The 25093-nt window shown below is 48.0% G+C and carries 23 protein-coding genes; 17 read left to right on the top strand and 6 right to left on the bottom strand.

Going from position 1 to position 25093, the window contains the following annotated elements; translation table 11 throughout:
- Window positions 1–2 precede the first annotated feature (2 nt).
- On the bottom strand, window positions 3–1016 hold the full coding sequence (locus KXJ70_RS16585) for an NADP-dependent oxidoreductase (protein ID WP_219044658.1): 1014 nt from the start codon (window positions 1014–1016) through the stop codon (window positions 3–5).
- A gap of 230 nt (window positions 1017–1246) precedes the next feature.
- Between KXJ70_RS16585 and KXJ70_RS16580 the strand changes: the two genes are divergently transcribed.
- Window positions 1247–2008, top strand: coding sequence for an SDR family NAD(P)-dependent oxidoreductase (locus tag KXJ70_RS16580; RefSeq protein ID WP_219044657.1), 762 nt, complete (start codon window positions 1247–1249; stop codon window positions 2006–2008).
- 84 nt (window positions 2009–2092) lie between these two features.
- Window positions 2093–2524: a nuclear transport factor 2 family protein gene (locus tag KXJ70_RS16575; RefSeq protein WP_219044656.1), complete on the top strand. Its 432-nt coding sequence runs from the start codon at window positions 2093–2095 to the stop codon at window positions 2522–2524.
- A gap of 62 nt (window positions 2525–2586) precedes the next feature.
- Here the strand turns inward: KXJ70_RS16575 and KXJ70_RS16570 are convergent, their stop codons facing one another.
- The gene (locus tag KXJ70_RS16570; RefSeq protein WP_255558546.1) at window positions 2587–3276 is read right to left on the bottom strand and encodes a TetR/AcrR family transcriptional regulator; all 690 of its coding nucleotides are present in this window, start codon (window positions 3274–3276) and stop codon (window positions 2587–2589) included.
- Window positions 3277–3466: 190 nt separating this feature from the next.
- Between KXJ70_RS16570 and KXJ70_RS16565 the strand changes: the two genes are divergently transcribed.
- From KXJ70_RS16565 to KXJ70_RS16530, 8 genes are all read left to right on the top strand, one after another.
- Window positions 3467–4438, top strand: a complete 972-nt coding sequence (locus KXJ70_RS16565) for a thiamine pyrophosphate-dependent dehydrogenase E1 component subunit alpha (RefSeq protein ID WP_219044655.1) — start codon at window positions 3467–3469, stop codon at window positions 4436–4438.
- A 22-nt stretch (window positions 4439–4460) separates the two neighbouring features.
- Window positions 4461–5492 (top strand): alpha-ketoacid dehydrogenase subunit beta, encoded by a 1032-nt coding sequence (locus KXJ70_RS16560; protein ID WP_219044654.1) that lies wholly within the window; start codon window positions 4461–4463, stop codon window positions 5490–5492.
- 2 nt (window positions 5493–5494) lie between these two features.
- Window positions 5495–6976, top strand: a complete 1482-nt coding sequence (locus KXJ70_RS16555) for a dihydrolipoamide acetyltransferase family protein (RefSeq protein WP_219044653.1) — start codon at window positions 5495–5497, stop codon at window positions 6974–6976.
- Window positions 6977–6985: 9 nt separating this feature from the next.
- Window positions 6986–8377: a dihydrolipoyl dehydrogenase gene (gene lpdA, locus KXJ70_RS16550; RefSeq protein WP_219044652.1), complete on the top strand. Its 1392-nt coding sequence runs from the start codon at window positions 6986–6988 to the stop codon at window positions 8375–8377.
- A gap of 8 nt (window positions 8378–8385) precedes the next feature.
- The gene (locus tag KXJ70_RS16545) at window positions 8386–8814 is read left to right on the top strand and encodes a Zn-ribbon domain-containing OB-fold protein (RefSeq protein ID WP_219044651.1); all 429 of its coding nucleotides are present in this window, start codon (window positions 8386–8388) and stop codon (window positions 8812–8814) included.
- Window positions 8815–8818: 4 nt separating this feature from the next.
- Window positions 8819–9961, top strand: coding sequence for a thiolase family protein (locus KXJ70_RS16540; protein WP_219044650.1), 1143 nt, complete (start codon window positions 8819–8821; stop codon window positions 9959–9961).
- A 34-nt stretch (window positions 9962–9995) separates the two neighbouring features.
- Window positions 9996–11381 (top strand): aromatic ring-hydroxylating oxygenase subunit alpha, encoded by a 1386-nt coding sequence (locus KXJ70_RS16535; RefSeq protein WP_219044649.1) that lies wholly within the window; start codon window positions 9996–9998, stop codon window positions 11379–11381.
- Between the two features lie 122 nt (window positions 11382–11503).
- A complete protein-coding gene (locus tag KXJ70_RS16530) occupies window positions 11504–11815 on the top strand; it encodes a Rieske (2Fe-2S) protein (protein WP_219044648.1) in 312 nt (103 codons plus the stop codon).
- Between the two features lie 49 nt (window positions 11816–11864).
- Here the strand turns inward: KXJ70_RS16530 and KXJ70_RS16525 are convergent, their stop codons facing one another.
- Window positions 11865–12869 carry an NADP-dependent oxidoreductase gene (locus tag KXJ70_RS16525; protein WP_219044647.1) on the bottom strand — a complete coding sequence of 335 codons (1005 nt, stop codon included), beginning with the start codon at window positions 12867–12869 and terminating at the stop codon, window positions 11865–11867.
- 251 nt (window positions 12870–13120) lie between these two features.
- Here KXJ70_RS16525 and KXJ70_RS16520 point away from each other — a divergent pair, with 251 nt between their 5' ends.
- The 5 genes from KXJ70_RS16520 to KXJ70_RS16500 all read left to right on the top strand — a co-directional run bounded on the left by KXJ70_RS16520 (window position 13121) and on the right by KXJ70_RS16500 (window position 17996).
- On the top strand, window positions 13121–14263 hold the full coding sequence (locus tag KXJ70_RS16520) for an NAD(P) transhydrogenase subunit alpha (RefSeq protein WP_219044646.1): 1143 nt from the start codon (window positions 13121–13123) through the stop codon (window positions 14261–14263).
- Window position 14264: 1 nt separating this feature from the next.
- Window positions 14265–14558, top strand: coding sequence for an NAD(P) transhydrogenase subunit alpha part 2 (locus KXJ70_RS16515; protein ID WP_219044645.1), 294 nt, complete (start codon window positions 14265–14267; stop codon window positions 14556–14558).
- Window positions 14558–15919, top strand: a complete 1362-nt coding sequence (locus KXJ70_RS16510) for an NAD(P)(+) transhydrogenase (Re/Si-specific) subunit beta (RefSeq protein ID WP_219044644.1) — start codon at window positions 14558–14560, stop codon at window positions 15917–15919. Before KXJ70_RS16515 ends, KXJ70_RS16510 begins: the two co-directional genes overlap by 1 nt.
- A gap of 94 nt (window positions 15920–16013) precedes the next feature.
- The gene (locus tag KXJ70_RS16505) at window positions 16014–16427 is read left to right on the top strand and encodes a nuclear transport factor 2 family protein (protein ID WP_219044643.1); all 414 of its coding nucleotides are present in this window, start codon (window positions 16014–16016) and stop codon (window positions 16425–16427) included.
- Between the two features lie 219 nt (window positions 16428–16646).
- On the top strand, window positions 16647–17996 hold the full coding sequence (locus KXJ70_RS16500) for an aromatic ring-hydroxylating oxygenase subunit alpha (protein WP_219044642.1): 1350 nt from the start codon (window positions 16647–16649) through the stop codon (window positions 17994–17996).
- Between the two features lie 287 nt (window positions 17997–18283).
- Here the strand turns inward: KXJ70_RS16500 and KXJ70_RS16495 are convergent, their stop codons facing one another.
- Window positions 18284–18763 (bottom strand): DUF411 domain-containing protein, encoded by a 480-nt coding sequence (locus KXJ70_RS16495; protein WP_219044641.1) that lies wholly within the window; start codon window positions 18761–18763, stop codon window positions 18284–18286.
- 290 nt (window positions 18764–19053) lie between these two features.
- Window positions 19054–19968, bottom strand: coding sequence for an alpha/beta fold hydrolase (locus KXJ70_RS16490; RefSeq protein WP_219044640.1), 915 nt, complete (start codon window positions 19966–19968; stop codon window positions 19054–19056).
- 148 nt (window positions 19969–20116) lie between these two features.
- Between KXJ70_RS16490 and KXJ70_RS16485 the strand changes: the two genes are divergently transcribed.
- Both KXJ70_RS16485 and KXJ70_RS16480 read left to right on the top strand, forming a co-directional pair.
- Complete coding sequence (locus KXJ70_RS16485) at window positions 20117–20713, top strand: TetR/AcrR family transcriptional regulator (RefSeq protein ID WP_219044639.1); 597 nt, start codon at window positions 20117–20119, stop codon at window positions 20711–20713.
- A gap of 17 nt (window positions 20714–20730) precedes the next feature.
- Window positions 20731–22608, top strand: a complete 1878-nt coding sequence (locus tag KXJ70_RS16480; protein WP_219044638.1) for an amidohydrolase family protein — start codon at window positions 20731–20733, stop codon at window positions 22606–22608.
- 41 nt (window positions 22609–22649) lie between these two features.
- On the opposite strand, the gene KXJ70_RS16475 is transcribed toward KXJ70_RS16480, so the two are convergent.
- Window positions 22650–24827: an FdhF/YdeP family oxidoreductase gene (locus KXJ70_RS16475; RefSeq protein ID WP_219044637.1), complete on the bottom strand. Its 2178-nt coding sequence runs from the start codon at window positions 24825–24827 to the stop codon at window positions 22650–22652.
- Window positions 24828–25093: the final 266 nt, after the last annotated feature.

The raw sequence follows: 25093 nt of genomic DNA, 5'->3' as shown, positions 1-25093 counted from the left end.
GGTTAGCAAAGCTTAACCAAGCTCTTTCCTAGATTTTTACCGGTCAACATATCGCAGAAGGCCGCAGCAGTGGTCGATATACCATCAGTAACACTAACCGGGGCATTTAATTTACCATCAGCCACCCACTGACTAATCACTTTAGCCGCCTCCTCATAGTCATCCACATAGTCAGAGAACATAAAGCCCTCAGCCCGAGCACGCTTAGTAATAAGCTCCCACATATTTCGCACTCCAGAGTGACTGTCAACGTCGTATTGGGATATAGCACCACACAAGACTATCCGTGCTTTCAATGCCAGATTTTGAAGTACCGTATCTAGCATCTCACCGCCTACATTATCGAAGTAAACATCGACCCCATCCGGAGCAAGCACCTTGAGACTTTGACCTAAGCCGGGAGCGGATTTATAGTTAATAACTTGGTCGTACTGTAATTCTTCGCTCAACCACTGACACTTTTTGTCAGAACTACTAATACCAATTGTTCGGCACCCTAAGATCTTTGCCATTTGCCCAACTAAGCTACCAACACCACCCGCGGCAGCGCTAACAACAACCGTATCTCCTGCTTTTGCTGCGCCGATATCTGTTAAGCCAAAATAGGCGGTCATTCCCGAAGGGCCCAATACACTTAAATGATGCTCAGCGGAAACCCCGTTTTCCACGTCGATAATAGTCATTAGGTCGCTACCGTCAGCGATGCTATAGGTTTCCCAAGCAGTCCTACCTACTACATGGGCACCTACTGGATAGTCAGAATGTCGTGACTCCACAACCTCCCCTAACACAATACTTTGTACCGCTTCACCGAGTGGCATTGCAGACAAATAGTTATCTGACGCGCCTTCGTTCATCCATTGGCGAAACCCCGCATCCAATGATAAGTATCTGTTTTTGATCAGGAATTCCCCCTCACCTACCGAGGGAAAGTCAGACTCAACTAATTGAAAATTATTGGGATTTAAAACACCGTCTGGACGACTAGATAAAACAACTTTTTGAATTTTTTTCATAAAGCGACTCATTATTTATTGTTGATGGTATCGAAAGCAAAGCAGCACTGAAAAATATCGTCACTGGATAGTTGCCAATACATACCTTTTGGCTCAATATAAAACAGTCAGCATTGTTTTTAATTTAGGATACACGATTTGCAGTAAAAATCGACAGCTAAACTCAATTAAACAATTACGTCTATATAAGGCGCTGCATATACCAACCAATAAGCTAATAAGGAATTACGATGACTCGCTTACATAACAAAGTTGCACTAATCACCGGCGCCGCATCAAAACCCGGACTGGGCCGCTCTATAGCCCTCGCCTTTGCTAAAGAAGGCGCCAAACTAGTACTTACCGATATCAATGCCGAAGGCTTAGAGTCAACGTTAGCGGAAGTCAAAGAGCTCGGCGCTGAGGCGATATGCCTAACTCAAAACGTGACATCTGAGCAAGGTTGGATCGACACGATTACAGCTGTTGAGAACAGGTTCGGAAAAATAGATATTCTCGTCAACAATGCCGGCATCGCGGTATTGAGAAATGTTGATGTAATGACCTTAGATGAATACAAGCTTCAAATGGACATCAATATGACCAGCGTGTTTATTGGCTGCCGAGAAGCAATTAAAGCAATGCGCAAGACTGGCGGCGGCTCTATCGTCAATATGTCCTCGATAGCAGGCTTAGTCGGTATGCCTGGCACTGGTGCTTATGGCGTAAGTAAAGGTGGCGTGCGTCTTCTTACTAAAACTGTTGCACTCGAAAATGCTCGCCACAATATTCGCTGCAACTCTGTGCACCCCGGCATGATACTGACAAACATTCAGGAAGATGCCAAACGCGACAATCCGGCGCATTTCGATATTTTGGTAGACACTATTCCAATGGGCAGAATGGGCACACCGGAAGAGGTTGCGAACTGCGTACTTTTCCTCGCCTCAGATGAATCTAGCTACGTTTCCGGCTCAGAATTGGTGGTAGATGGCTGCCTAGTCGCACAGTGATTTTCATTTTTCTTATTTCTCAGCGCGCTGAAAATACTGTTAGGCGCGCGATTCTATATCTCCAATAAAATATAGGTCAATATTATGATCGATACAAATCAACAGATACAAATACGTGAAATCGAAAATATAATATTAGAATATGCCACCGCATTAGATACAAAGGAATATGATTTGTTAGACAACATATTCTCAGCCGAAGCAAAGGTCGAGTATGTTGGTATCGGTGAATGCAAGGGGCCGAAGGAAGTAAAGGAGTTGGTCTGCGGCGTATTGGAGCAGTGCATTGAGACCCAGCACATGCTTAGCAATATCCGCGTAAAGTTAAATGGCTCGACCGCGGCTGCGACCTGCTACCTACAAGCTATTCATCTAGGAAAAGGCGACTATGAAGGACAGCTTTTGACCATTTGGGGTGAGTATACTGACGAACTCGCCTTGTTGGATTCCGGCTGGCGTATTACCAAACGTACACTACGTACCATTTTTAGCCAGGGCGATATTGGCCTGGGTTAAAGAAATACAGCAAGCATAAAAAAGGCCGCAAATGCGGCCTTTTTTATGCTTGCTGTTTAGCTCTACTTGGCAGATTCGTCACCCAATCGAGACTCTATTGATTCGTCATAAATTTCCATCAGAATTAGAGCCAGATAATCGATAACTTTTTTGACTCGGGCATTACGACGTGTAGACATCTGACTCAATGCCATCCCTTTCATAAGAAACTGCACCAAATCATGCGCAGGCTCTAAGGCAGGCAATTTTTGCCAGTGCGGAAATACTGACTTAGCCATTTGTAAGAACTGCTTCTCAAAATCCTTTTCGACCGGCTCCATCACAGCCTTTAACTCAGGGTCGGTGCGCGACGCCCCTAACAGCTCTTGATAAGCGATAAAGGATGGCATATTGACGTAGTTCCACGCCATCTCTACCGAATTGCGAATATCCTTATTGGTTAACTGAGCGTCCGGCATATCTATATCTGCCATCAACTCCAAATACTCTTTCAAACGCAATTCATGAAGGTAGGCTATAACCGCCTTCATTACCGACATTCTGGAGGGGAAATGATGCATCATCGCCCCCCTCGACACCCCTGCATGGTTAGCAATAAGGGCTGTCGTTGTATTCGCATATCCAATTTCTATAAAACATGTCATCGCCGCGTCCAAAATTGCCGTCCGCGTCATGGCACTTTTTTCTGCCTGCCAACCCGCCTCTCTCTTAGGCGCTTTAGCAGCGACCTCCTTGGATGATGTTCTTGCCATTATCTATTCCTTTCACCGCTTACACAAAGTCATGCGAGCCAATAAATTACTTCGACAATTTACAATAACAGACACGCGCTTGTATAGATATTACGACATATTAAACAATCAAACAAACTTGCTTGTTTTTTAAATTATTTGGTGTAAGCTTGAATCAGCCTATAAATAACCAGTAATAAGGGGCAGTTTTATGCCATATGATTCCGCATTTTTACTGCGTGCCTACCGCACGATGAAAACCATTAGAATTTTTGAAGAACGCTGCATTAAAGAGTTCGAAGCCGGAAATGTTCCCGGCTTTGTTCACGCATCAAACGGCCAAGAATCAATCGCAGTCGCATCATGCATAGATCTCAGCGATACCGACATTATCGGCAGTACCCACCGCGGCCACGGGCACTCCATAGCCAAGGGTTGTGACGTCATCGGTATGATGAAAGAAATCATGGGCAAAGCTACAGGCCTCTGCAAAGGCAAAGGCGGCTCCATGCACATAGCCGACTTTGACAAAGGTATGATCGGCGCCAACGCTATTGTTGGCGGTGGCCAGCCGCTGTGTAATGGCGCGGCATTAGCTTCCAAGACCTTGGGCACTAAAGATATCGCCATGTCATTTGGCGGCGACGGCAGCGCCAACCAGGGTACTGTTTTAGAGTCTTTAAACTTCGCGGTTGTCCTAAAACTTCCCCATGTATTTATGTTTGAAAATAACGGCTACGGCGAAGGCACCGGCGCGAACTATGCACTTGGCTGCGATAGTTTAGCCGACCGAAACCGCGCCTTCGGTATGCCATCAGAATATGTCGATGGCACCGATTTCTTTGCAACCTATGAAGTCTGTAAGCGTGCAATAGCCCACGCCCGCGATGGCAAAGGCCCGTTTGCTATCGAAGCGGAAACCGTTCGATTTGACGGTCACTTTATCGGCGATCCACAACTATATCGTGGCAAAGACGAAATCAAACTCGCCAAGAAAAACCGCGACTGCATAAAGATATTCCGAGATCGCGTGATCAAGGAAGGCTGGTTAAAGGCTGAAGAAATGGACGCAATCGATACCGAAGTGATTGCGCTGATTGAAACCGCAGTGAAAGAGGGCCTCGCGGCACCCAACCCTGACCCTGAGACTGATCTCATGGCTGACGTTTACTGCTCTTACTAAGAATTTCAATTAGGAACTAAGCATGACTAATAAGATAAAAGGCCCAAGCTCAATTAAGACCTATCGCGAAGCCATTAACGATGCACTTCGGCAAGAAATGCGCCGCGACCCACGGGTTATTATTCTTGGCGAAGAAGTCTCCGGTGGCGCGGGCTGCGAGGGACAAGACGACGCCTACGGCGGCGTTTTTGGCGTAACAAAAGGCCTAATGCCCGAATTTGGCCGCGAGCGAGTAATCGATACCCCTATCAGCGAATCGGCCATTATTGGCGCCGCTGCAGGCGCGGCAAACAACGGTTTGCGCCCCGTAGCAGAGCTGATGTTTTTTGATTTCATCGGCGTTTGTTTCGACCAAATTTTTAACCAAGCTGCAAAGTTTCGCTATATGTTTGGTGGAAAGTCGCGCACGCCAATGGTTATTCGCGGCACTGTCGGTGCTGGCTGGCGCGCTGGTGCACAGCACTCCAGCATGCTGCACCCCGTAGTGACCCATATTCCCGGCTTAAAGGTAGTTATGCCGAGTAATGCTTACGACGCTAAAGGCCTGTTAATTCAAGCCATTAGGGATGACGATCCGGTTCTATTCCTAGAACACAAGATCATGTATGACCTAAAGTGCGAAGTACCCGACGAGGCCTATGCCATTCCCTTCGGCGAAGCGGCATTCCCACGGGAAGGCACCGACGTCACCATCGTCGCGATTTCTAATATGGTACACCGCGCGATTCAAGCCGCTGACGAACTCGCCAAAGAAGGTATTAGCTGCGATGTTATTGACCCACGCACCGTCTCCCCTCTCGACGAAGAATCTATTTTAGAGAGCGTAGAAATAACCGGCCGCTTAGTGATCGTTGACGAAGCCCATGAGCGCTGCAGTCTTGCTGCTGATATTTCCAGTATTGTGGCTGAGAAAGGCTTTTCGAGCCTGCGTGCCCCGATTCGTAAAGTGACCGCCCCCCATGCACCCGTGCCATTTTCTCCGGTATTGGAAGACGCCTATGTACCGAGTGTTGAGCGCATCATCCGTGCCGTTAAAGACGTCTTGGGAGCCTGATCATGTCAGTAATTACAGCCGTTACCATGCCCAAATGGGGTATGGAAATGTCAGAGGGTGTCATCGGTAATTGGTATTTCGCCGTGGGCGACCAGGTCACCGAAGAAGCCGATTTAGTTGATATTGAAACCAGCAAAATCATCAACACAATCACCGCTGCCAGCAGTGGTGTGTTGCGCGCTATTATTGCTAATACCGGTGATACGTTTAACGTTGGACAATTGCTGGGGGTGATTGCACCCGCCGATGTTAGCGATGAAGACGTTAATGCGTTTATCCAAACTTTGTCAGGACATGTGGCGCCAGAACCCGAGGCCGCCCCGGCAAGTACGCCAGTCACCGCGGGCAAAAGCCCAGCTGAAACCACTTCAGTACAAGCCGCACCCACACCAGCCTCATCATTGGGTGCCCTTTCAGAGGGTGGCGACGATAGCGAAGTCGCAGCAACGGTAATCGCGCGACGGCTAGCCAAACAGTATCAGATAAACCTGAATAATATCTCCCCTAGCGGTAGTCACGACAGGGTAAACAAGGAGGATATTGAAGCCGCAATACGTGCGGCCGGCGGCCAAGTAGAACACCCCGCAACGCGTGTCGACAGCGCCAATATCACCCGCGATGACGGCGCTGTAAAAGCGACATCAGTCGCCCGCCGCCTTGCTACCACCCTGAAAGTAAATTTGCTTGACTGTCGCGCTAGCGGTGACCGAGGCCGCGTATGTAAGGCAGATGTTGAGGCTGTCGCAGCCCGTCGTAATGCGCCCGCGCCTGCGGCCGCCACTCAGGTTATTGACGACACCCCTGAGTTTAGCGAAGTAGCAATGTCTGGTATGCGCAAAGTCATTGCCAAGCGCCTTCAGGAATCAAAACAAACAGCGCCCCACTTCCGAGTAAACATTGACGCTTGTATTGATGAGCTACTGGCAACCCGCGCTCAAATTAATGCGGCCAATAAACACGCCAAGGTCTCTGTTAACGACTTTATCGTCAAGGCTTGTGCCTGCGCCTTGCAAAAAATACCGGCGATGAATATTCAGTTTACTGGCGATACCATTCATCAGTTTTCTCATGCCGACATTTCAGTTGCCGTTGCGATTGATGATGGCCTGATAACGCCTATTGTTAGAGCCGCAGAAACAAAGGGTCTGCTATCGATATCGAGTGAAGTACGCGATCTAGCCACCCGTGCCAAAATTGGTCGTTTAACACCGAACGAGTTCCAAGGTGGCACCTTCTGTGTTTCCAATTTGGGCATGTATGGTATTAAAAGTTTCGATGCCATTATCAACCCACCGCAAGCGGCAATACTCGCGGTTGGTGCAGGCGAACAACGCCCGGTTGTGCGCAATGGTGAACTCGCCGTTGCAACCATGATGTCGCTCTCATTAGCGAGTGATCATCGCGTGATCGATGGTGCCCTAGCAGCCGAGTTTATGCATTGCCTGAAAGGCTTCCTTGAACAACCAGCAACGATGCTGGGATAAGGGGGCACAATGAACGATTTCGATCTTATCGTAATTGGCGGCGGCCCAGGTGGATATGTAGCAGCAATACGTGCTGCACAACTCGGCTTCAAAACAGCTTTAGTTGAAAAAGCCGAGCTTGGCGGCGTGTGCCTAAACTGGGGGTGCATCCCAACCAAAGCGCTGCTTCGCGGCGCTGACATTGCCAACACACTAAAACACGCGGCGCACTTCGGTTTTGAAATCGATACACCCAAATTAGACCTCGCCAAATTGGTTGGCCACAGCCGCAGCACAGCTAAGCGTTTAAGCCAGGGCATTGACTATTTAATGAGTAAAAATGCGGTAACCGTCATTCGCGGCAAAGCGAAAGTTACCGCTCCCTTCACCCTGTGTGTGAGCACTGACAAGGGGGAGCAATCCTATCGGGCAGATCATATTATTTTAGCGACCGGTGCACACGCTCGGGATCTCCCCAATATTAAAGTTGACGGCAAACTGATTTGGGGCGCCCGCGAAGCGATGACACCCACAGCGCTACCAGAACGTTTACTGGTTATTGGTGCTGGCGCCATCGGCGTAGAATTTGCCAGTCTCTACAATGATCTTGGTAGCGAAGTGACATTAGTAGAAGCCGCGAATCAAATCGTTCCAGTAGAAGATAGCGATGTCTCCGCCCAGCTAGCAAAAGGCTTCCGCGAACGCGGCATTCGTATTCATACCGACACCACCGTCAATACTGTTGAGCATCACGCAAACAGTGTTACCGCTGAACTAAAAACCGCCAATGGCAATGAAAAAATCACCGTAGACCGCGTCATTTTAGCCGTGGGCATAAGCGGTAATATTCAAGACCTTGGCTTGGAAGAACTTCACGCTGATATCGATCGCGGCTTTATAAAAACCGATCCTTTTAGCAAAACGAATATCGTTGGCCTATATGCCATCGGCGATGTTGCCGGTCCTCCATGGCTAGCGCACAAAGCCAGCCATGAAGCCGTCATCTGTGTCGAACGTATTGCCGGTATGGCCAATACCAAACCACTTCGCAAAGATCGCGTGCCCGGCTGCACCTATTGCCGCCCGCAAATTGCTAGTGTCGGAATGACTGAAGCAAAGGCAAAAGCCGCCGGACGAAATATTCGCGTTGGTCGGTTTAATTTAAACGCCAACGGCAAAGCGCTCGCCATCGACGAGAGCGTCGGCTTTGTTAAAACCATCTTTGATGCCGAAAGTGGTGAATTGCTGGGCGCGCATATGATTGGCGCGGAAGTCACCGAGCAAATTCAAGGCTTCTGTATTGCACAGCAGCTCGAAGCCACTGAGCACGAACTAGCAAACGCCATCTTCGCCCACCCTACTCTGTCCGAGTCTATGCATGAATCCGTGCTCGATTCCTTGGGCATTGCTATTCATCAGTGAGAGTAGATATGACACAACAGATCGCGATTAAAGAAGGCCTGTTTACATGGCCCGCAGAAAAGCCTGAGTTATTAGGCAGCCGCTGCATACACTGTGGAGAAGCCGCTTTTCCTGCACAAAATGATTGCCGCGCTTGCGGCTCAAGAGAAACCGAGATAACAGCACTGGGCAACCGCGGTACGCTCTGGACATGGACTATTCAAAGCTTTATGCCCAAGTCACCCTATCTTAGTGACGAGACACCCGAAACGTTTAAACCCTACGGCGTAGGTTATGTAGAGATGCCTGGCGGCGTGCGTGTTGAAAGCAGGTTTGAATTAATTGAAGGCCAAGTACCCCATATTGGTATGTCATTGGATCTAGTGATCCTGCCCTTCCGAACTGATGAAAGCGGACAAGAAATTATGATGTTCAGCTTTAAGCCCGCCGAGGAGTAAAACAATGGACGTCGCCATTATTGGAATTGGTCTACACCCCTTTGGTCGCTCACCAACACTCACGGGGCAACAACAAGGCGCCAGCGCTATTCGCACCGCACTGGCAGACGCAGGACTAACGTGGAAAGACATGCAGTTTGCTTACGGCGGCAGTCAAGACGGCGGCAACGCCGACGCGCTAGTAAATGAACTCGGTCTAACCGGGCTGCAATTCACCAATATATGGAATGGTTGCGCCACCGGCGGCAGCTCATTACATGCAGCATATACAGCGATTAAATCGGGTGAATACGATATTGGCGTTGTTGTCGGCTTCGATAAACACGCCCGTGGCGCCTTCAATCCCACGCCCAGCGACTGGGGTCTGGACGATTGGTATGGCGAAAGCGGCATGATGTTAACTACTCAATTTTTTGCCATGAAGTTCCAGCGCTATATGCACGATCACGGCATATCGAACGACTCGCTAATTCGCGTATCGGAAAAAGCGTTTCAGAACGGTGCGCTAACGCCAACAGCATGGCGCAGAGAAGCCTTGTCCTATGAGCAAATTGCCAACTCGATGATGGTGAGCAACCCGCTGCGCAAATATATGTTTTGTAGCCCAGCAGAAGGTGGCGCGGCATTGATTTTGTGTAATGCCAATATCGCCGAGCGCTATACAAAGAAACCTATTTATTTGAAAGCTGCTGCAGTGCGCACACGCCACTATGGCAGTTTCGAAGTATTCAGCCCGTCACAGGCAATGAATGTTGCCGACGCACCGACTGTCACCGCGTCTAATGCCGCATTCGAACTCGCCGGATTAGGACCGAAAGATGTCGATGTAATGCAGTTGCAAGATACAGACAGCGGCACCGAAATCATTCACATGGCAGAGAATGGATTTTGCGAACACGGCGAACAGGAAAAGCTATTGCGTGAAGGCGCAACCAAAATTAATGGCTCAATGCCGGTCAACACTGACGGTGGCTGCCTAGCCAACGGCGAGCCTGTAGGCGCATCAGGTTTACGGCAAGTACATGAAATTTGTGTCCAGCTGCGCGGCGAAGGCGGAGCTCGACAAGTCTCAGGATCACCGAAGGTAGGTTACACCCACGTTTATGGTGCACCCGGCCTCAGTGGCGTAAATATTCTTACACGATAACAGCAAATAATATAAAAACTGGGAGTCACACTCTATGACTACAAACAACAAACCACGGCAACAAGGCGGCGATGTTCGCTGCGAAGGAACTTCATTCCAAGATCTTCTTGATTTTGAAGAAGTTGATGTCCCCGCGTACCTACGGGAAAATACCTGCGATTATATGGGCGATGACGACATCGATATGTCACGCTGGATTTCCCGCGAATTTCATGACAAAGAAGCGAAAAAATTATGGCCTAAGGTTTGGCAGATGACCTGCCGAGCAGATGATATTCCTGAGGTAGGTGACCATCACGTCTACGAAGTGATTAACGAATCGGTCATTGTGACACGCACCAGTGAGAACGAGATCAAAGGCTTCATCAATTCATGCCTACATCGCGGCCGTATTTTACGCGACGAAGACGGTCACGTTAAGGAATTCAAATGCCCCTTCCATGGTGCAACCTGGAGTCTAGACGGCGAATTCCAAGGTATTCCCTGCCAATGGGATTTTAAACATTTTGAAGAAAAGGAAATGAACCTTCCCCAGGTTAAAGTCGACACATGGGGCGGATTTGTCTTCATCAACTTCGACGAAAATGCTATTTCTCTTGAAGAGTATTTAGCACCTTTGCCGGACCACTTTAGCCGCTTTCCTCTGCAAGAATATTACAAAGCGGTTCATGTTCAACGCGAAGTACGATGCAACTGGAAGGTAGGCACCGAAGCATTTATGGAGTCATTCCATACTGTAGCAACCCACCGTGAAATCTTAACTTTTACCGGTGATGCAAACTCCCAGTATGACACCTTCGGCGAGAACATCAGCCGATCTGTAACACCAATGGGGACACCGAGCCCACATCTTTCAGGTGTAACTGAAGAAGATGTAATGCGCGATATATTGGAACTGTCCGGTCGCATGGCACTTAGCTCTTCAGAAGGACAGCTGCTACCAGCCGGTGTCACAGCCCGCAAGTATGTTGCGGAAACCAACCGTAAAATATATGAAGAAGCCTCTGGCGAAGACTTATCTGACGCTACCATGGCCGAACTCGAAGATGCGATTTTGTACAGCGCCTTCCCCAACTTCCAAGTATGGGTTGGTTATCATGGCAATATTGTTTATCGCTTTATTCCAAACGGCGACAATCACGATAGCTGCCTATTCGACGTCATGATTCTTCTTCGTCACCCCAAAGGATCGAAAAAACCTGACTCTGTTCCTGTCCATAAACTAGCGGCTGACCAATCGTTCACCGCGGCAGAAGAGCTAGGTGCACTCGGCCCAGTATTTGATCAGGACGATGGCAATATGCCCGCCGTACAAAAAGGCATGATGGCATCTAAAAAGGGAACCGTAAGCCTAGGGTCTTACCAAGAAAGTCGGATTCGCCACCTCCATCAAACGATCGATAAATATCTCAACGCATGATACCCGTAAGCTTGGCCGGAGCCCCCTCCGGTCTTTTTTAAAGCTTTTTTGGGCTATTCTAATACCAAGCATAAAAGTAGTATTTACACTCGACTTTAATTTTGAAATAAAAAGTGAACAAAATGACTAGCTATCACAACACTTTTCCCGCCAGTGACCTTGACGACAACAGCAATAAAGCCATTGTTATCAATGGCAAAAGCATACTGATTTGTAACTCCGGCGGCGACTATTACGCAATAGAAAATATGTGCACTCACCAGCGCGCAGAGCTAGAAGGTGGCAGGATAAGGAATTGCTTTATTTCCTGCCCTTTGCATGGAGTTCGCTTCAATCTAGAAACCGGAAAGCCAATGGGCCAAATGACCAATATTCCCCTGACTACTTATCCTATAAAGGTTTCTGACGACGGTATTATTCAAGTCGAGCTATAGGCAGGCAAAAAAAAGGCGCTGAATACAGCGCCAAAGCAAGACAAACTTTCTACACCTGGATAAGCATTTTTCCGTTATTACTGCCGTCAAATAAACGATTGAAGGCCGTCACACAATTATCAAATCCTTTTACTACATCTTCTTTGAATTCAATCTTTCCTGCGTCAACCCACTCACCGATCGTTAGCGCCGCCTCAGGAAATCTATCTAAATAGTCACTGACAAGAAAGCCTCGTACCTCAGCGCTACGGGCTAAAATCTGCCACCAGTTATAAGGGCCCGGCACGGGCTCCGTTGCGTTATACGACGCAATAGAACCACAGAACAGGACGCGCGCATGGGAGTTTAGATTAAGTAGCGCAGCATCTAAAATCTCACCACCCACATTATCAAAATATACATCCACCCCTTCTGGGCAAGCCTTTTCAATTGCGGCAGTCATATCGGTGGTTTCTTTATAGTTGATAACATCATCAAAGCCGAGATGCTTAACCCAATTACATTTTTCTTCGCTGCCAGCCAAACCTACAACTCGGCAACCCATCAATTTAGCGATTTGGCCACCAATTGATCCGACAGCACCCGCAGCAGCACTCATTAGCAAGGTTTCACCTGGCTTTAAGCCCGAACGATCTGTAATAGCGAAATAGGCCGTTAGGCCCACCGCGCCCATCACACTTAAATAGTAATTTACCGGATAAGGACTATTTTCAGGTATTTTATTCATAAAAAAGCCGTTAGAAACGCTGAAAGTTTCCCAGCCGCTTAGCCCGTAGACCATATCTCCGATCTGATAATCTTGGTGACGGCTCTCTACCACCTTACCGACCGTAGAACTGCGGATAACACTGCCAATTTCGATAGGCGACATATAACTCGGCTCATCGCTCATCCACCCTCGAATGGCGGGATCGATTGAGATGAACTGGTTTTCGATAAGCATCTCGCCGTCTTCTAGGCTCTCTATAATTTGTTCGCGTTGAGTTACGGCTTTATCGGTAACCACTCCGTCGGGGCGCGCCCTTAAATAGAACTGCTTATTTTTATACATCATAAGAATCACCGCTTATTCTAGGTATTTTTTGATTTCGACGATTGCTCGTTTACGATTCGATTCATTGTGCAGCTTACCGACAAGCAAACGCAATCGACAAAATGTCGCCTTACAAATAACTATTTATTCTATATCCAAATCATTAAAAATACAAACACGATTGTTTTATTTATAATAATGTGTATAGTTTATTACTGAGCGCAGTGATCAGAACAAAAAACACTGTATGCGAATATTGTTGGAGACTTTACATGCTGATAGCCGTACCCACCGAGGTCGCTCCCGGCGAGCGCCGTGTGGCACTAATCCCTGATTCAATTAAAAAGCTATGTCACCTGGGCGCAGAAGTCTCTATAGAGACAGGCGCCGGTGTTGGTGCCGGTTTTAGCGACGCAGACTATGTCGACGCAGGCGCAAATATTGCCACTGATCGTCAGTCACTGTTTAGCAGTGCCGATGTTATCGCTCGGATTCACAAACCGAGCATTACCGACATTCAAATGTATAAGAAAGGTGCCATCTCGATAAGCTGGCTTGACCCGTTTAATGAGAAAGATCTTATACAGGCCATGCAAGATTGTCATATCAGCGCAATTTCAATGGAAATGGTACCCCGAACTACCCGCTCCCAGAAAATGGATGCCTTAAGCTCTCAAGCAAACTTAGCGGGCTATGTCATGGTATCTAAAGCCATGGACAAACTAGATCGCATTCTACCCATGATGATGACCCCAGCAGGTACCCTAAAACCCGCCAAGGTATTTATTATCGGGGCCGGTGTCGCAGGTCTTCAGGCGATTGCGACGGCGAAACGACTCGGCGCGAAGGTAACGGCATTTGACACTCGATCCGTTGTCGCAGAGCAAGTGCGCTCACTAGGTGCCAAGTTCCTCAATATTGACTTGGGCGAAACTGGACAGACAAATGATGGCTACGCCGTGCAACTTAGCCCCGAGCAATTACAAAAGCAAAAAGACGGACAAAAGGCCGAGATAGCTGACTCGAGTATCGTAATAACCACAGCGCAGCTATTTGGCCGCAAACCACCACTCATTATTTCTGCAGATGCCGTAGCCGCGATGAAATCCGGCAGTGTCATTGTCGATATGGCGGCCGAAAGCGGCGGCAACGTTGAAGGGTCTGTAGCCGGTGAAAATATTGTTACGGCCAATGGCGTAACCATTATCGGCACAGGTAATTGGGCCAACGAGGTTCCCCGCGACGCCAGCCAAATGTACTCAGCTAATGTGTTCAACCTCATTGATGAGTTCTGGAATACCGACACCAAATCTATGACCTTAAATTTCGAAAATGATCTGATCGGCTGTGTCATTACCCATGACGCGAAAGTGGTCAACTCTGCAATCCGCAAACACTACGCTTTGGAAGACTGACATGGAAATTTATATATTTCTGGCATTCATTTTAATGCTGTCTATTTATCTTGGTTTTGAGCTTATAAACAAGGTGCCGGCCACCTTACATACGCCGCTTATGTCGGCGTCTAATGCTATTTCAGGCATCACCCTATTAGGTGCACTGATTATTGCAGGGCGAACCTCCTCACCGGAGCTAAAGACAATAATCGGTTGCGCCGCCGTTCTGCTAGCCACAATCAATGTCATCGGCGGATACGCGGTTACTGATCGCATGCTCGCCATGTTTAAGAATAAAAAAGAGAGTAAATAATGAATACCACTTTATTCATCGGCATTTGCTATGTAATTAGTGCCGCACTATTTATTTTAGGCCTGAAATTATTAGGCTCACCGGCCACGGCCCGCAAAGGTAACATCATCTCCGCAGGCGCCATGCTGATAGCCGTTCTTGCGACGCTAGTAGATCAACACATTATCGACTATCGCTATATCGCGATTAGCATGGCTGCCGGATCAGTTATCGGTCTATTCATTGCTAAAAAAGTGGCTATGACTGCCATGCCAGAAATGGTCGCCCTATTTAACGGTCTAGGTGGCATGGCCAGCCTACTAGTGGGTGTCGCTGCGATAGACGCAGGTATCAACGCGTTTATTGGCTTCACAATCTTTTTATCTATATTGATTGGCGGCGTTACCTTTACTGGGAGTCTCATCGCGTGGGGCAAGCTTAGCGAAAGGCTCGTGGGCCGCCCCATCATGTTTAAAGGGCAGGCTATCGTGAACTCCGTGACCATTTTATTTATGGTCATCAGCTGCTTTGTTTTCTCAGGCTCACCTGAAAGCACCACTTATCTGTATATTGTTATCGCCCTCGCCTTGATTTTTGGGGTACTTGCGGTCATTCCCATTGGCGGTGCGGATATGCCCGTCGTCATTTCCCTGCTGAATAGCTATTCGGGACTCGCAGCCTGTGCAGCCGGTTTCGCTATCAACAATAATCTGCTTATCGTAGCGGGGTCGCTGGTCGGCGCATCGGGTATTATCCTTACCCAAATTATGTGTAAGGCCATGAATAGATCGTTAAGCAATGTCTTACTTTCTGGCTTCAGTGCCGTTAAAAGCTCGACACTGAGTATCGAGGGTGAGGTAAAAGCAATCAGTGCTCAAGATGCGTATTACGTACTCGAAGCAGCAAACACTATCGCAATCATTCCAGGCTACGGCATGGCAGTTGCGCAAGCTCAGCACGCGGTGAAAGAGCTACAAGAACTGCTTGAGAAAAACGACGCTGAAGTCATTTATGGTATCCATCCGGTTGCAGGTCGAATGCCTGGCCATATGAACGTGTTGCTCGCCGAAGCGGATGTCTCGTATGACCTCCTATTAGAGATGGACCATATCAACCCTCGCATGGAGAATGTTGATGTAGCCATTGTGATCGGCGCAAATGATGTGGTTAACCCCGCAGCAAGAGATATGGAGGGTAGCCCAATCTATGGCATGCCGGTTATCAATGTCGACAAGGCAAGAACTGTGTTTGTAATGAAGCGGTCAATGGCATCCGGTTTTGCTGGCATCGACAACCCGTTATTCTTTAAAGACAACACCCGTATGTTATTCGGCGATGCAAAAGAAACATTAAGCCAGCTGATCCGTGAATTGAGCAACTAAATCAACCCACATTTACGAACAACATAGCTTTAAATCAATACGCTGTTGCACAGCGCTATTACTTACGGCCACAATGAAAATAAGGAGCTATAACATGTCATTTACAGGAAACTTTGAAGATCGTCTGATGATTCGCGAACTTATGGATACCTACGCAGACGGTGTAAACCAGCGCAGCACAGAAATTTGGGGCTCAACGTGGGCAGAAGACTCTGTATGGAATCTAACTGTCGTACCCGGCATGGAAGAAGTCATAGGCAGGGATAATATTGTTAAGGGCTGGGAGCAAAGCATGACTCTTTTCCCCTTCGTATTTATGGCAATGACGATAGGTTATATTCATGTAACTGGCAACACTGCCACCGCACGTAGTTATACCGCAGAGGTTGCAGTGATGCAGGATGGCACCGATCTTCGTCCTCGCGGTCAATACGATGATGAACTGGTAAAAATTGATGGCCAATGGCTATTTAAACGCCGCAAGTTTACTTCATTGCACGGCGAGTAAGGTATTCATCCGACTTATGGCTTAGATGCCAAATGCGGGGGAGTCAAACGCTCCCCCCTATTGTCTGCCTACTAACCACATGCGCAGTTAGACGAAAGAGCATTAACAGCCATATTAAAAACAATCTTCATTGTTTATTTTGAATTATACATCTAAACTAGAATGATAGAGGGCCGGCAGGCTAATAATAAATTAGTAATTTAACAGAGGTTATTACTCATGACCGAGATTTCATCGAGCTCATATACTCTTACACCAGAGTTAGATAGGCCGCTAAAGGTGACTGAAATCGCCCTTCGCAACGACGACACTTGCGCAGATCGCTATACCAGCGAAGCCTATTCCCAGAAGGAATGGCAAAAAGTATGGATGAAGACCTGGAATGTAGCGGGAATGTCTTATCACGTTGCCGAGCCGGGTGAGACCATCACCATGAATCTCGGTAAAGAATCTATTATTTGTGTAAGAGGCGATGACAATGTCCTTCGCGCCTTTTACAACTCATGCCCTCATCGCGGAACACGCATTACAGAAGAGGGTGAGTCTTTTGTAAACCAATTTTCTTGCCCCTACCACGGCTGGCAATTCGACCTTAAGGGCGTAAATATTGTAGCGCCTAATGACGAGGACTTCCCACAGGGCAGCCCGTGTGGAAAAGCTCGTTTAAAAGAAATCCAGTGCCGAGATCTATTTGGCTTCGTTTGGATCAATATGGATCCTGAGGCTAAATCACTAGAAGATTTCTTGGGTAAGGTTATTACAACCGACCTTGAGTCTTATAATATTCCGGCGACGATTCGCGTCTTAAACATGACGGCGGACAGCCCGTGCAACTGGAAAATCATCACCGACAATTTTAACGAAGCCTATCATGTACAAGTGCTTCACCCAGGCTTGATTCCGTATATCGAAGCGAACTATAAAGCCTGCCAATTTGATACCTTACCCGAAGGCCACAACCGCGGATGGTTCCCGTCTCACAACCCCTCAATTTTACAAGAGGGCGAAGAAGTCGCCGAGCATCTCGCCGAGATTATGCGTCAATGGAATCTTGACCCAGATGCATTTTACGGCAAGGAAAACCACACAAAAATACGTCACGCACTCCAACAAGCAAAACGTGAACTAGGCGAAGAAAAAGGCTACAAGCATTACCAAAACTACGCCAGCTACCAGTTTACCGACTACGTTATCTACAATATTTTTCCGAATACGGTCATGTCTATCGGCCCAGATGGTGTGCAGCTCTTGCGTCCTCGCCCCCACCCTTCCGGTGACCCGCAGCGCTGTCTCTTTGATCACTGGTGGATGGTTCATCCAGTAAAAGGCATTAAGACAACACCGTCACCCGCTGGCGGCCCAGACTTACCTGTTAAAGACTGCGAGTATGAACACGTAATGTATGGTGAAAAATCGCTGGGAACGACCGCAGATGAAGATTTAAGTATTGCCAAAATGCAGCAAGAAGGCTTGAACTCCGCCGGATTCCAAGGTTTTTACTTACCTCATCAGGAACGCCGCGTGCAGCATTTCCACGAAGTGCTAAATGACTACATGAACAGTGAATAATCGGCACGCACCGAAAAAATAAGCACCTTAACACCCTACGGCGGTTTAACAATACTGTTTGCCGCCGACCAAGACTGTAATAACAAATTTGTCGTCTCAGAGCGCTTGTATGGCAGCGCACATATCCACCCTTTCCCGATATAGACAACTGTAAATTTTTTATCGCCGTCGGCATACTAATCAACACTACGTCGCGTGCTTTTCATGCACTCAACGGACCAATCCAAGCCCCGCAATATCGCCCTCCTTCAGTGGTCTAAACACATCACACACTATTAACGGCGAGACTAAAACTGATCGTCATAAGACATCATACGCGCAAAGATCTCACTAGAACCGTCCTTCTTCACAAGCACAACGTTGTACGGGGTGAACTGGCTACCCATCTCCATACCAGGACTACCTGCAGGCATGCCGGGCACGGCTAATCCCGCAGAGTCGGCCGGTGGGTTTGCTAAAAATCGTGCCATCACACTAGCGGGTACGTGACCTTCAAAGAAGTAGCCCTCGGCGCTAACCCCGGTATGACACGAACTTAAATTTGGTGGAATACCCAATGCGGCCTTGGTCTCATTCAAATTAGAGGGATGCTGAACCGTCGCAGTAAAGCCATTATCTTCAATGTGCTCAACCCACTTTCCACAGCAGCCGCACGAGGGGCTTTTAAACACGTCTAGTGCAGTTGCGCTTGGCGAGCCCGATTCAGAAAACGCAACGTTAGTACTTAGCAATAAACAGAGAACGAAAATTCTATTAACTATATTCATCAAGACACCCTTAAATCTTATCAACTAGCTCAATTTTAAAAATCTGATTTTAATACACTCATTCTGTACGTTTAGTTCCGCACATCTATGACAGATAACTAAAGCCGAACTACCTCCGCTGATGATAGCAAACCTTGGCTCAGCGGCCTTTTCTTTTACTATTACGAATCAAAAATCATTACCGACCAATTACTCAGCTTATTCGCACAAACTAATAAAATACTGTTATTCGTCGAATTAAAGGTGCTTTTTCAACGACTGTGCCACCCATAAAGTCTACTAAGGTTTGGCTATTTCGATTGATATCCTATCCCGTCCATAAATGTAAGGTAGTGTTTAACGACTCCGCGTGAATCTTCCACCTGAGGATAATGCCCAATTTCCGCCAATACACCGAGGTAGTCCAGCCGGCAGTTGAGCTCTTGATAGCGCGCGACCATATGAGCACCTGACACAGGATCAAGGGAGCCGTTAATTAGTGCCAGCGGAATAGCGGATTGCTGTAAGACGTTCACCCAACGCTCGCGATGCAGTTTACGATCTCGCATATAGGTAATTAAATTGTGAAAGATATGTTTGCCGTCTTTCTCATTAATTATCTGCCAAAATACGGCCAACTCCTCCGCCGTCGGCTTAGTATGCGGCCCGAAAACCGAGCTAAAGTTAGCGCTGAACCGCTTGAATCCAGCTAATTTATTCACCAGCGGCCCCAATGGGCTTAGCAATAATTTTTGCGTTAATAGGGCGTGATGGGTTTCTGGAAATAGACCGCCGTTTAGAAAGCAACACGACAGCCATCGGCCTATTCCAGCGCCACTCTGCTGCCTAGCCAAAAGTTCCTGTGCAACCGTGTCGCCGTAATCGTGAGCCAGCACGTGAAAGCTGTCTAAGGATTTAGCCGCTATAAGCGCTTCGACGATGTCGGCCTGACCGTGAATCGAGTAACTACTCACATTGGGCTTATCAGAGAAACCAAAACCCAGCATGTCGAGAGCGACCAATCGAAAATGGCGCTTTAGCTCATCCCAAACGCCTGACCAATCCCAACTTGAGGTTGGAAAGCCGTGAATCAGCAACAACACCGGCAATTGCCTATCGCCCTCGTCTTTTACAAATATTTGATGGCCACATATATCCAAGCACTCTCCACTCGCCCTCCACGCGGCAAGATCGTTTTGTAAGTTACCCGCATTTTCGAAACTCATCTCGACTCCAGACTTAAACGACGGCTGATAAACCATAAATGTGCGCTTTTCAATTAAAGCCGAACTTGACGTCTAGTTCAAGTTTTGACTATATTGCCAACATCACTACCCAAACTACACCAGCAGAATTCAATATTAGAGCGTCACAATGAAAGCAATTCCTACCCAAGCTAGAGCCAAGCAAAAACGCAGCGCTTTAATTAGCGCAGCGAAAGTGTGCTTTGTTAAGCAGGGTTATGACAACACCACGGCAAAGACAATCGCTAGCAGAGCCAGCGTCGCAACCGGCACCTTTTATCAATATTTCGAAAATAAAGAAGACATTTTGTGCGTTATCGCGCAGCAGCGCATCGAAGATCTTTATCAACAAGTACCGTCGGCAACTGAATTCATGTCGATAAGTGAACAAGCTAATACCACCAAAGACATATTCCACTATGTGCTCACGCTGATTTATGCCTTCCACGAAGCGGAACCAGAATTGCACCAAGTATTAGAACATCGCAAGACTTTGGACCCGAAGCTCGCAGAAATTTTAAAGCACGGTGAAACTCTATTGGACGAGCGCGTATTACATTTCGTGCGTAGCTTTAATATCGAAAATGCCGAGGCCGTTGCGTTTAATTTATTCGCGATGGCCGAAGGATTGGTACACCGCCATGTATTCGGAAAACCAGACCAATCAAAGGAAACGACGCTGGAGCTGGGCGCAAGCATGCTAGCCAGTTATTTCGAGCACTTATAACATAATAGGTAAAATCCATGAGCTCATCACCGCTATTCGATACTCTGATAAAAGGCGCCAAGATTTTTAATAATGGAGAGCCCGCCATTATTGAAGACATCGCCATAGCCGCCGGCAAAATTGTCGCACGAGGTAAAGACTTAGCCGCAGACAGTGCATCGCGCGTTATAGACGGCAAGGGCAAATGGCTAATGCCAGGATTTTTTGACATCCACACCCACTACGACCTGGAGCTGGAATTTTCACCAGGCTTACCCGAATCACTTCGGCATGGCACAACTAGCGTGGTCATTGCGAACTGCAGTTTAGGCCTGGCCTTTGGCAACCAACGGAGCGGTGATATAGACCCGATTGTCGATTGCTTCGCTAGAGTTGAGAATTTACCCAAATCTTTTCTGCGCAGCTGCGCAGAAAGAGTTCATTGGGACTCGCCAAAGACATACTTGGAACACCTGGAAGAGCTTAACCTTGGCCCAAATGTCGTCGCCCTAATGCCCCACTCCATGCTGCGGATTGACGCCATGGGTTTTGACAACAGCATCAGCCGCGATCCCAACGACAGCGAACTAAAGACCATGCAAGCCAAGCTTAGCGACGCACTCAAACTTGGCTACGCGGGTTTTTCAACCGATGCGCTTCCCTTCCATTACCTGGCAAATCAACCTAATTGCGAGAAAACCATACCGACCCAATTTGCCAAATACGGTGAGATTAAAAAGCTTACCCAGGTTGTGCGCGACCACGGCGCGGTATGGCAGGCGACACCCCCGAAGGACAGCGCCATTAACACCATCAAAACCTTTTTACTTACCAGCGGTAGGTTACACAAAAAGCCCTTGCGAACTACCGTCGTTGCGGCCTTAGATGTTGCCAATAACTGGAGATTACTCCGTCTGGCCAAATTATTAGCGAAGATTTTAAATTCCAAATTTATTCAAGGCGACTTTCATTTGCAGGCGCTTGGTGCGCCATTCAAAGTCTGGTCAGATGGCGCAGTCACCCCGCTATCTGAAGAGATTCCGGAGCTAAGGAGACTCAACGAAACGAATTTAGAAGATCGTCAAGCCAGACTTACTATTCTCAACGACCCTGAATATATAAGCGCTTTTCGTTCAATGTGGCTAAAAGGAAAACAAGGCTGGGGCTTGGCAAAGTTAAAACGCAGATTAAATATTGAAGACTATGCCTTTAACCGCAAACTCAGCGATATGACCGTGGAACGCTGCCCCATTGATCACTGGCTTGGCCTAAATATGCAGTATGTACTGGATCGCATACTTGATATTAAACGCGGCAATATCCCCAGTGACATTAGTCAGCAAGAGCTAAGCATCATCAACCAGGACTTCTTTTGGGTCAGTGATGAAGCCGACTTTATGCTGCAACTACTGCGGACCTTTGACCTCGATTTGAGCTGGAGTACGGTCACCGCGAATCGCAACCCTGACACAATTCGCGAACTACTCATGAACCCGCTGCTGATGCCCGGATTTAACGACTGTGGCGCGCACCTTACCAATATGGCGTTTTATGATGTAAATCTGCGCAGCCTAAAGCTAGCATCAAGCGGCGGCGACAAAGATATTAGCTATATCGTAAAACGTTTGACTAAAGACGCCGCTGATTTATTTGGCGTTAAGGCGGGCACGATTAATGAGGGTGATGTCGCTGATTTGATCTTGATAGACCCTAAACAGCTAGCGAATTACGATGGGGAAGCCAATGTTATTCGTCAGCACCGCAATGAATACAATCACGAACAACTAGTTAATCGCTCTGACGGCGTTGTACCACTGGTAATGATTGGCGGGAATATCGCGTGGGAGAACGACGCCTTTAGCACTGAACTTGAAACCAAGCCCATGGGGAGGCTGCTTAGAGCGTCTGCTGCTTAACCCGCGATACTGGGCACTAACTATTGTGAATACACACCGCGTTACCCACACCGCGACACCGAAACCGCGATCGACTTAAATTGCGGCGTATGTGAACGTGGATCTGTTAATCGCGAACTCAATACATTTGCCTCAGGGTAATACGCAGCAATGCAGCCCTGCGGCAGATTAAATAACTTCACCTCAACACCACGCATCTCTCCGTAGTCAGAGCTGATATCGACCGTCGCACCCTCACTCACCCCCAACTCCAGTGCGTCTTGCTGATTCAGCAATACCGTCCAACGATTTGTAACACCGCGATAACTGTCATTCTCTTCGTAGATAATGGAATTAAACTGGCCTTCGCTGCGGATGGTCATCATGGTAAAGGGGCGCTGAGACGACCCCGATTCTACCGCGTTCAGAGGAACCACAAAGCGGGCCTTTCCGTCGTCAGTGTTAAATTCAGGCGTGTGCTTGAGCCGACCGTGTACATAGAATTCACGTTTGGCCACATCAATATCAGCCAACTCTTCCAAACCGGGAACGACCTTAGCGATAGCGTCACGAACATGCTGATGACGCTTAAATTCACTGAAATTAATTTTACTGGCCGGTATCAATTTTGCGGCGATATCCGAAAGAATGGCCACTTCTGAACGAACCGATGCAATACGTTCAATACCACCATCACTCAAACGTACATAGTTAAACATCGATTCTTGCGTCGTTGGTTCTGGCTCTTCGTCCCGCGCGCAAACGGGTAGCACCAGCACCTCGCCGCTGTCGACGCCAGTGATATGGCCTCGGTTGAGGGTCGTGGTCAGGAAAATTTTCAGGCCAATATTATCCAGCGCCTTTGCAGCCCACTTACTGTCTGGCGTGGCTTCGTATAAATTTCCGCCAAGAATAAGAGCCGCATCTATGCCTCCCTCATGAGCCCGCTCCAGCGACTCCAGCGTGTGCATGCCTTTCTTGCTCGGCAAGCTCACCCCAAAGGTTGCTTCGATGCGCTCATAGACTTCACTGGGCAGCACCGGCTTAACACCAATCGTTCCTATGCCTTGCACATTGCTATGCCCGCGCAGTGGCAGCAGGCCGGCATTGGCCTTGCCGACCATGCCACGCAGTAAAGCGAGGTTGCTAATCCATTCAATATTGTCGACGCCATGACGATGGTGAGTCATGCCCATACCCCACGCAAAAATCGCGCTCTGGGAATTGATATACATATCGGCGACCTGCAAAACCTGCTCTTTAGCAATACCGCAGCGATCTAGCAATGCAGCCCAAGACTGAGATTCAACGTGACTTAAAAACTCCGTATAACCGCTGCAGTGCTGCGCAATAAAGGCCTGCGCGCTGCCTCCCTTCTCAATCACTGCCTTGGCAATAGCCGTGAACAAAGCGATATCGCTGCCGATTTTTGGCTGCAAATAAATACTCGCTACTTCGTCCCCGCCCTTGATCATAGAGCTGATCATTTTAGGCGCAGCAAACTGCACCAAGCCCGCCTCTCGCAGCGGATTGATCACGACTACCGCACCACCGCGACGGCGTAAACCGATCAGTTTATGGAGTAGTCGCGGGTGATTAGAGGCAGGGTTTGCGCCGATCAAGAAAAACAAATCACAGTGGGCGATATCATCAAGCTCAACAGTGGCAGTACCGGTGCCAACGGTATTACCCAAGGCTTCGCCGGTCGCTTGATGGCAGTAATAAGAGCAGTTGCTAATATTATTGGTGCCGTAAAGCCGCGCCATCAGCTGCAGAACAAAACCCGCCTCATTTGAAGAGCGGCCTGAGCTATAGAAAAAACTGCGATCGGGATCTACCTTTGCCATGCCCGCGGCGGCGCGATCCAGCGCCCAATCCCAGTCCACTTCGCGATAGTGTTGCTCGCCCGCCGCCTTGTAAATTGGCTTACCCAAGCGCCCCAAATGTTCAAGTTGGAATGCCGACAGAGCCCGAAACTCATCTAGGCTATGTGCAAATATTTCAGGGGGAATGGGTTTTTGAATATCGGTGGATTGCGCTTGAACACTTTTATTACAAACCGAGGGGAATTCGTCCAGCTCATTAATCATACCTCCGCGCTGACCACCCATACCCAAGCCACACGCCTTGCAGGCATTGCTCGAATTTAAGGCTTTAGCCGAACTAAGTAGACCGATCTTATTCGCGGTCTTCAAGGTATAGAGAAGCTTCTTAGGCCCTCCGCCCACAATCGATTTCATTTCTGTCTCCAGCTAGCCGATACCGCACTATAAGGTCCTAGGGTCTATTGCATGACAATCACAATAAATACGACTTCAATTAACCAAGGATACTGCAGGAGGGGCACGGCTAAAATACTTTTCAATCCCAATCAGTGAATCACATAATTCATAGCGTAGCGATTAAGCATGACAAGAGCGAAACTTACCGATTCACCCATAGAATGAGCTTGTTGGTCTATTTAGGGTAAAAACTGAGGCTGGCCACTTTTCGGTATAGGATCTTG

Origin of the sequence: Zhongshania aquimaris (assembly GCF_019312595.1) — a bacterium.
Lineage (GTDB): Bacteria > Pseudomonadota > Gammaproteobacteria > Pseudomonadales > Spongiibacteraceae > Spongiibacter > Spongiibacter aquimaris.
Note: the sequence above shows the minus strand (reverse complement) of the source record. Positions and strands in the feature narration are given on the sequence as shown.

Bases quoted from the DNA above. Each gene is read 5' to 3' on its own strand.
- KXJ70_RS16530 (WP_219044648.1), top strand. From the start codon at position 11,504: ATGACTAGCTATCACAACACTTTTCCCGCCAGTGACCTTGACGACAAC.
- KXJ70_RS16505 (WP_219044643.1), top strand. From the start codon at position 16,014: ATGTCATTTACAGGAAACTTTGAAGATCGTCTGATGATTCGCGAACTT.
- KXJ70_RS16485 (WP_219044639.1), top strand. From the start codon at position 20,117: ATGAAAGCAATTCCTACCCAAGCTAGAGCCAAGCAAAAACGCAGCGCT.
- KXJ70_RS16520 (WP_219044646.1), top strand. From the start codon at position 13,121: ATGCTGATAGCCGTACCCACCGAGGTCGCTCCCGGCGAGCGCCGTGTG.
- KXJ70_RS16490 (WP_219044640.1), bottom strand. From the start codon at position 19,968: ATGAGTTTCGAAAATGCGGGTAACTTACAAAACGATCTTGCCGCGTGG.
- KXJ70_RS16580 (WP_219044657.1), top strand. From the start codon at position 1,247: ATGACTCGCTTACATAACAAAGTTGCACTAATCACCGGCGCCGCATCA.
- KXJ70_RS16545 (WP_219044651.1), top strand. From the start codon at position 8,386: ATGACACAACAGATCGCGATTAAAGAAGGCCTGTTTACATGGCCCGCA.
- KXJ70_RS16495 (WP_219044641.1), bottom strand. From the start codon at position 18,763: ATGAATATAGTTAATAGAATTTTCGTTCTCTGTTTATTGCTAAGTACT.
- KXJ70_RS16525 (WP_219044647.1), bottom strand. From the start codon at position 12,869: ATGATGTATAAAAATAAGCAGTTCTATTTAAGGGCGCGCCCCGACGGA.
- KXJ70_RS16480 (WP_219044638.1), top strand. From the start codon at position 20,731: ATGAGCTCATCACCGCTATTCGATACTCTGATAAAAGGCGCCAAGATT.
- KXJ70_RS16500 (WP_219044642.1), top strand. From the start codon at position 16,647: ATGACCGAGATTTCATCGAGCTCATATACTCTTACACCAGAGTTAGAT.
- KXJ70_RS16535 (WP_219044649.1), top strand. From the start codon at position 9,996: ATGACTACAAACAACAAACCACGGCAACAAGGCGGCGATGTTCGCTGC.
- KXJ70_RS16555 (WP_219044653.1), top strand. From the start codon at position 5,495: ATGTCAGTAATTACAGCCGTTACCATGCCCAAATGGGGTATGGAAATG.
- KXJ70_RS16570 (WP_255558546.1), bottom strand. From the start codon at position 3,276: ATGGCAAGAACATCATCCAAGGAGGTCGCTGCTAAAGCGCCTAAGAGA.
- KXJ70_RS16475 (WP_219044637.1), bottom strand. From the start codon at position 24,827: ATGAAATCGATTGTGGGCGGAGGGCCTAAGAAGCTTCTCTATACCTTG.
- KXJ70_RS16565 (WP_219044655.1), top strand. From the start codon at position 3,467: ATGCCATATGATTCCGCATTTTTACTGCGTGCCTACCGCACGATGAAA.
- KXJ70_RS16515 (WP_219044645.1), top strand. From the start codon at position 14,265: ATGGAAATTTATATATTTCTGGCATTCATTTTAATGCTGTCTATTTAT.
- KXJ70_RS16560 (WP_219044654.1), top strand. From the start codon at position 4,461: ATGACTAATAAGATAAAAGGCCCAAGCTCAATTAAGACCTATCGCGAA.
- KXJ70_RS16510 (WP_219044644.1), top strand. From the start codon at position 14,558: ATGAATACCACTTTATTCATCGGCATTTGCTATGTAATTAGTGCCGCA.
- KXJ70_RS16575 (WP_219044656.1), top strand. From the start codon at position 2,093: ATGATCGATACAAATCAACAGATACAAATACGTGAAATCGAAAATATA.
- KXJ70_RS16540 (WP_219044650.1), top strand. From the start codon at position 8,819: ATGGACGTCGCCATTATTGGAATTGGTCTACACCCCTTTGGTCGCTCA.
- lpdA (WP_219044652.1), top strand. From the start codon at position 6,986: ATGAACGATTTCGATCTTATCGTAATTGGCGGCGGCCCAGGTGGATAT.
- KXJ70_RS16585 (WP_219044658.1), bottom strand. From the start codon at position 1,016: ATGAAAAAAATTCAAAAAGTTGTTTTATCTAGTCGTCCAGACGGTGTT.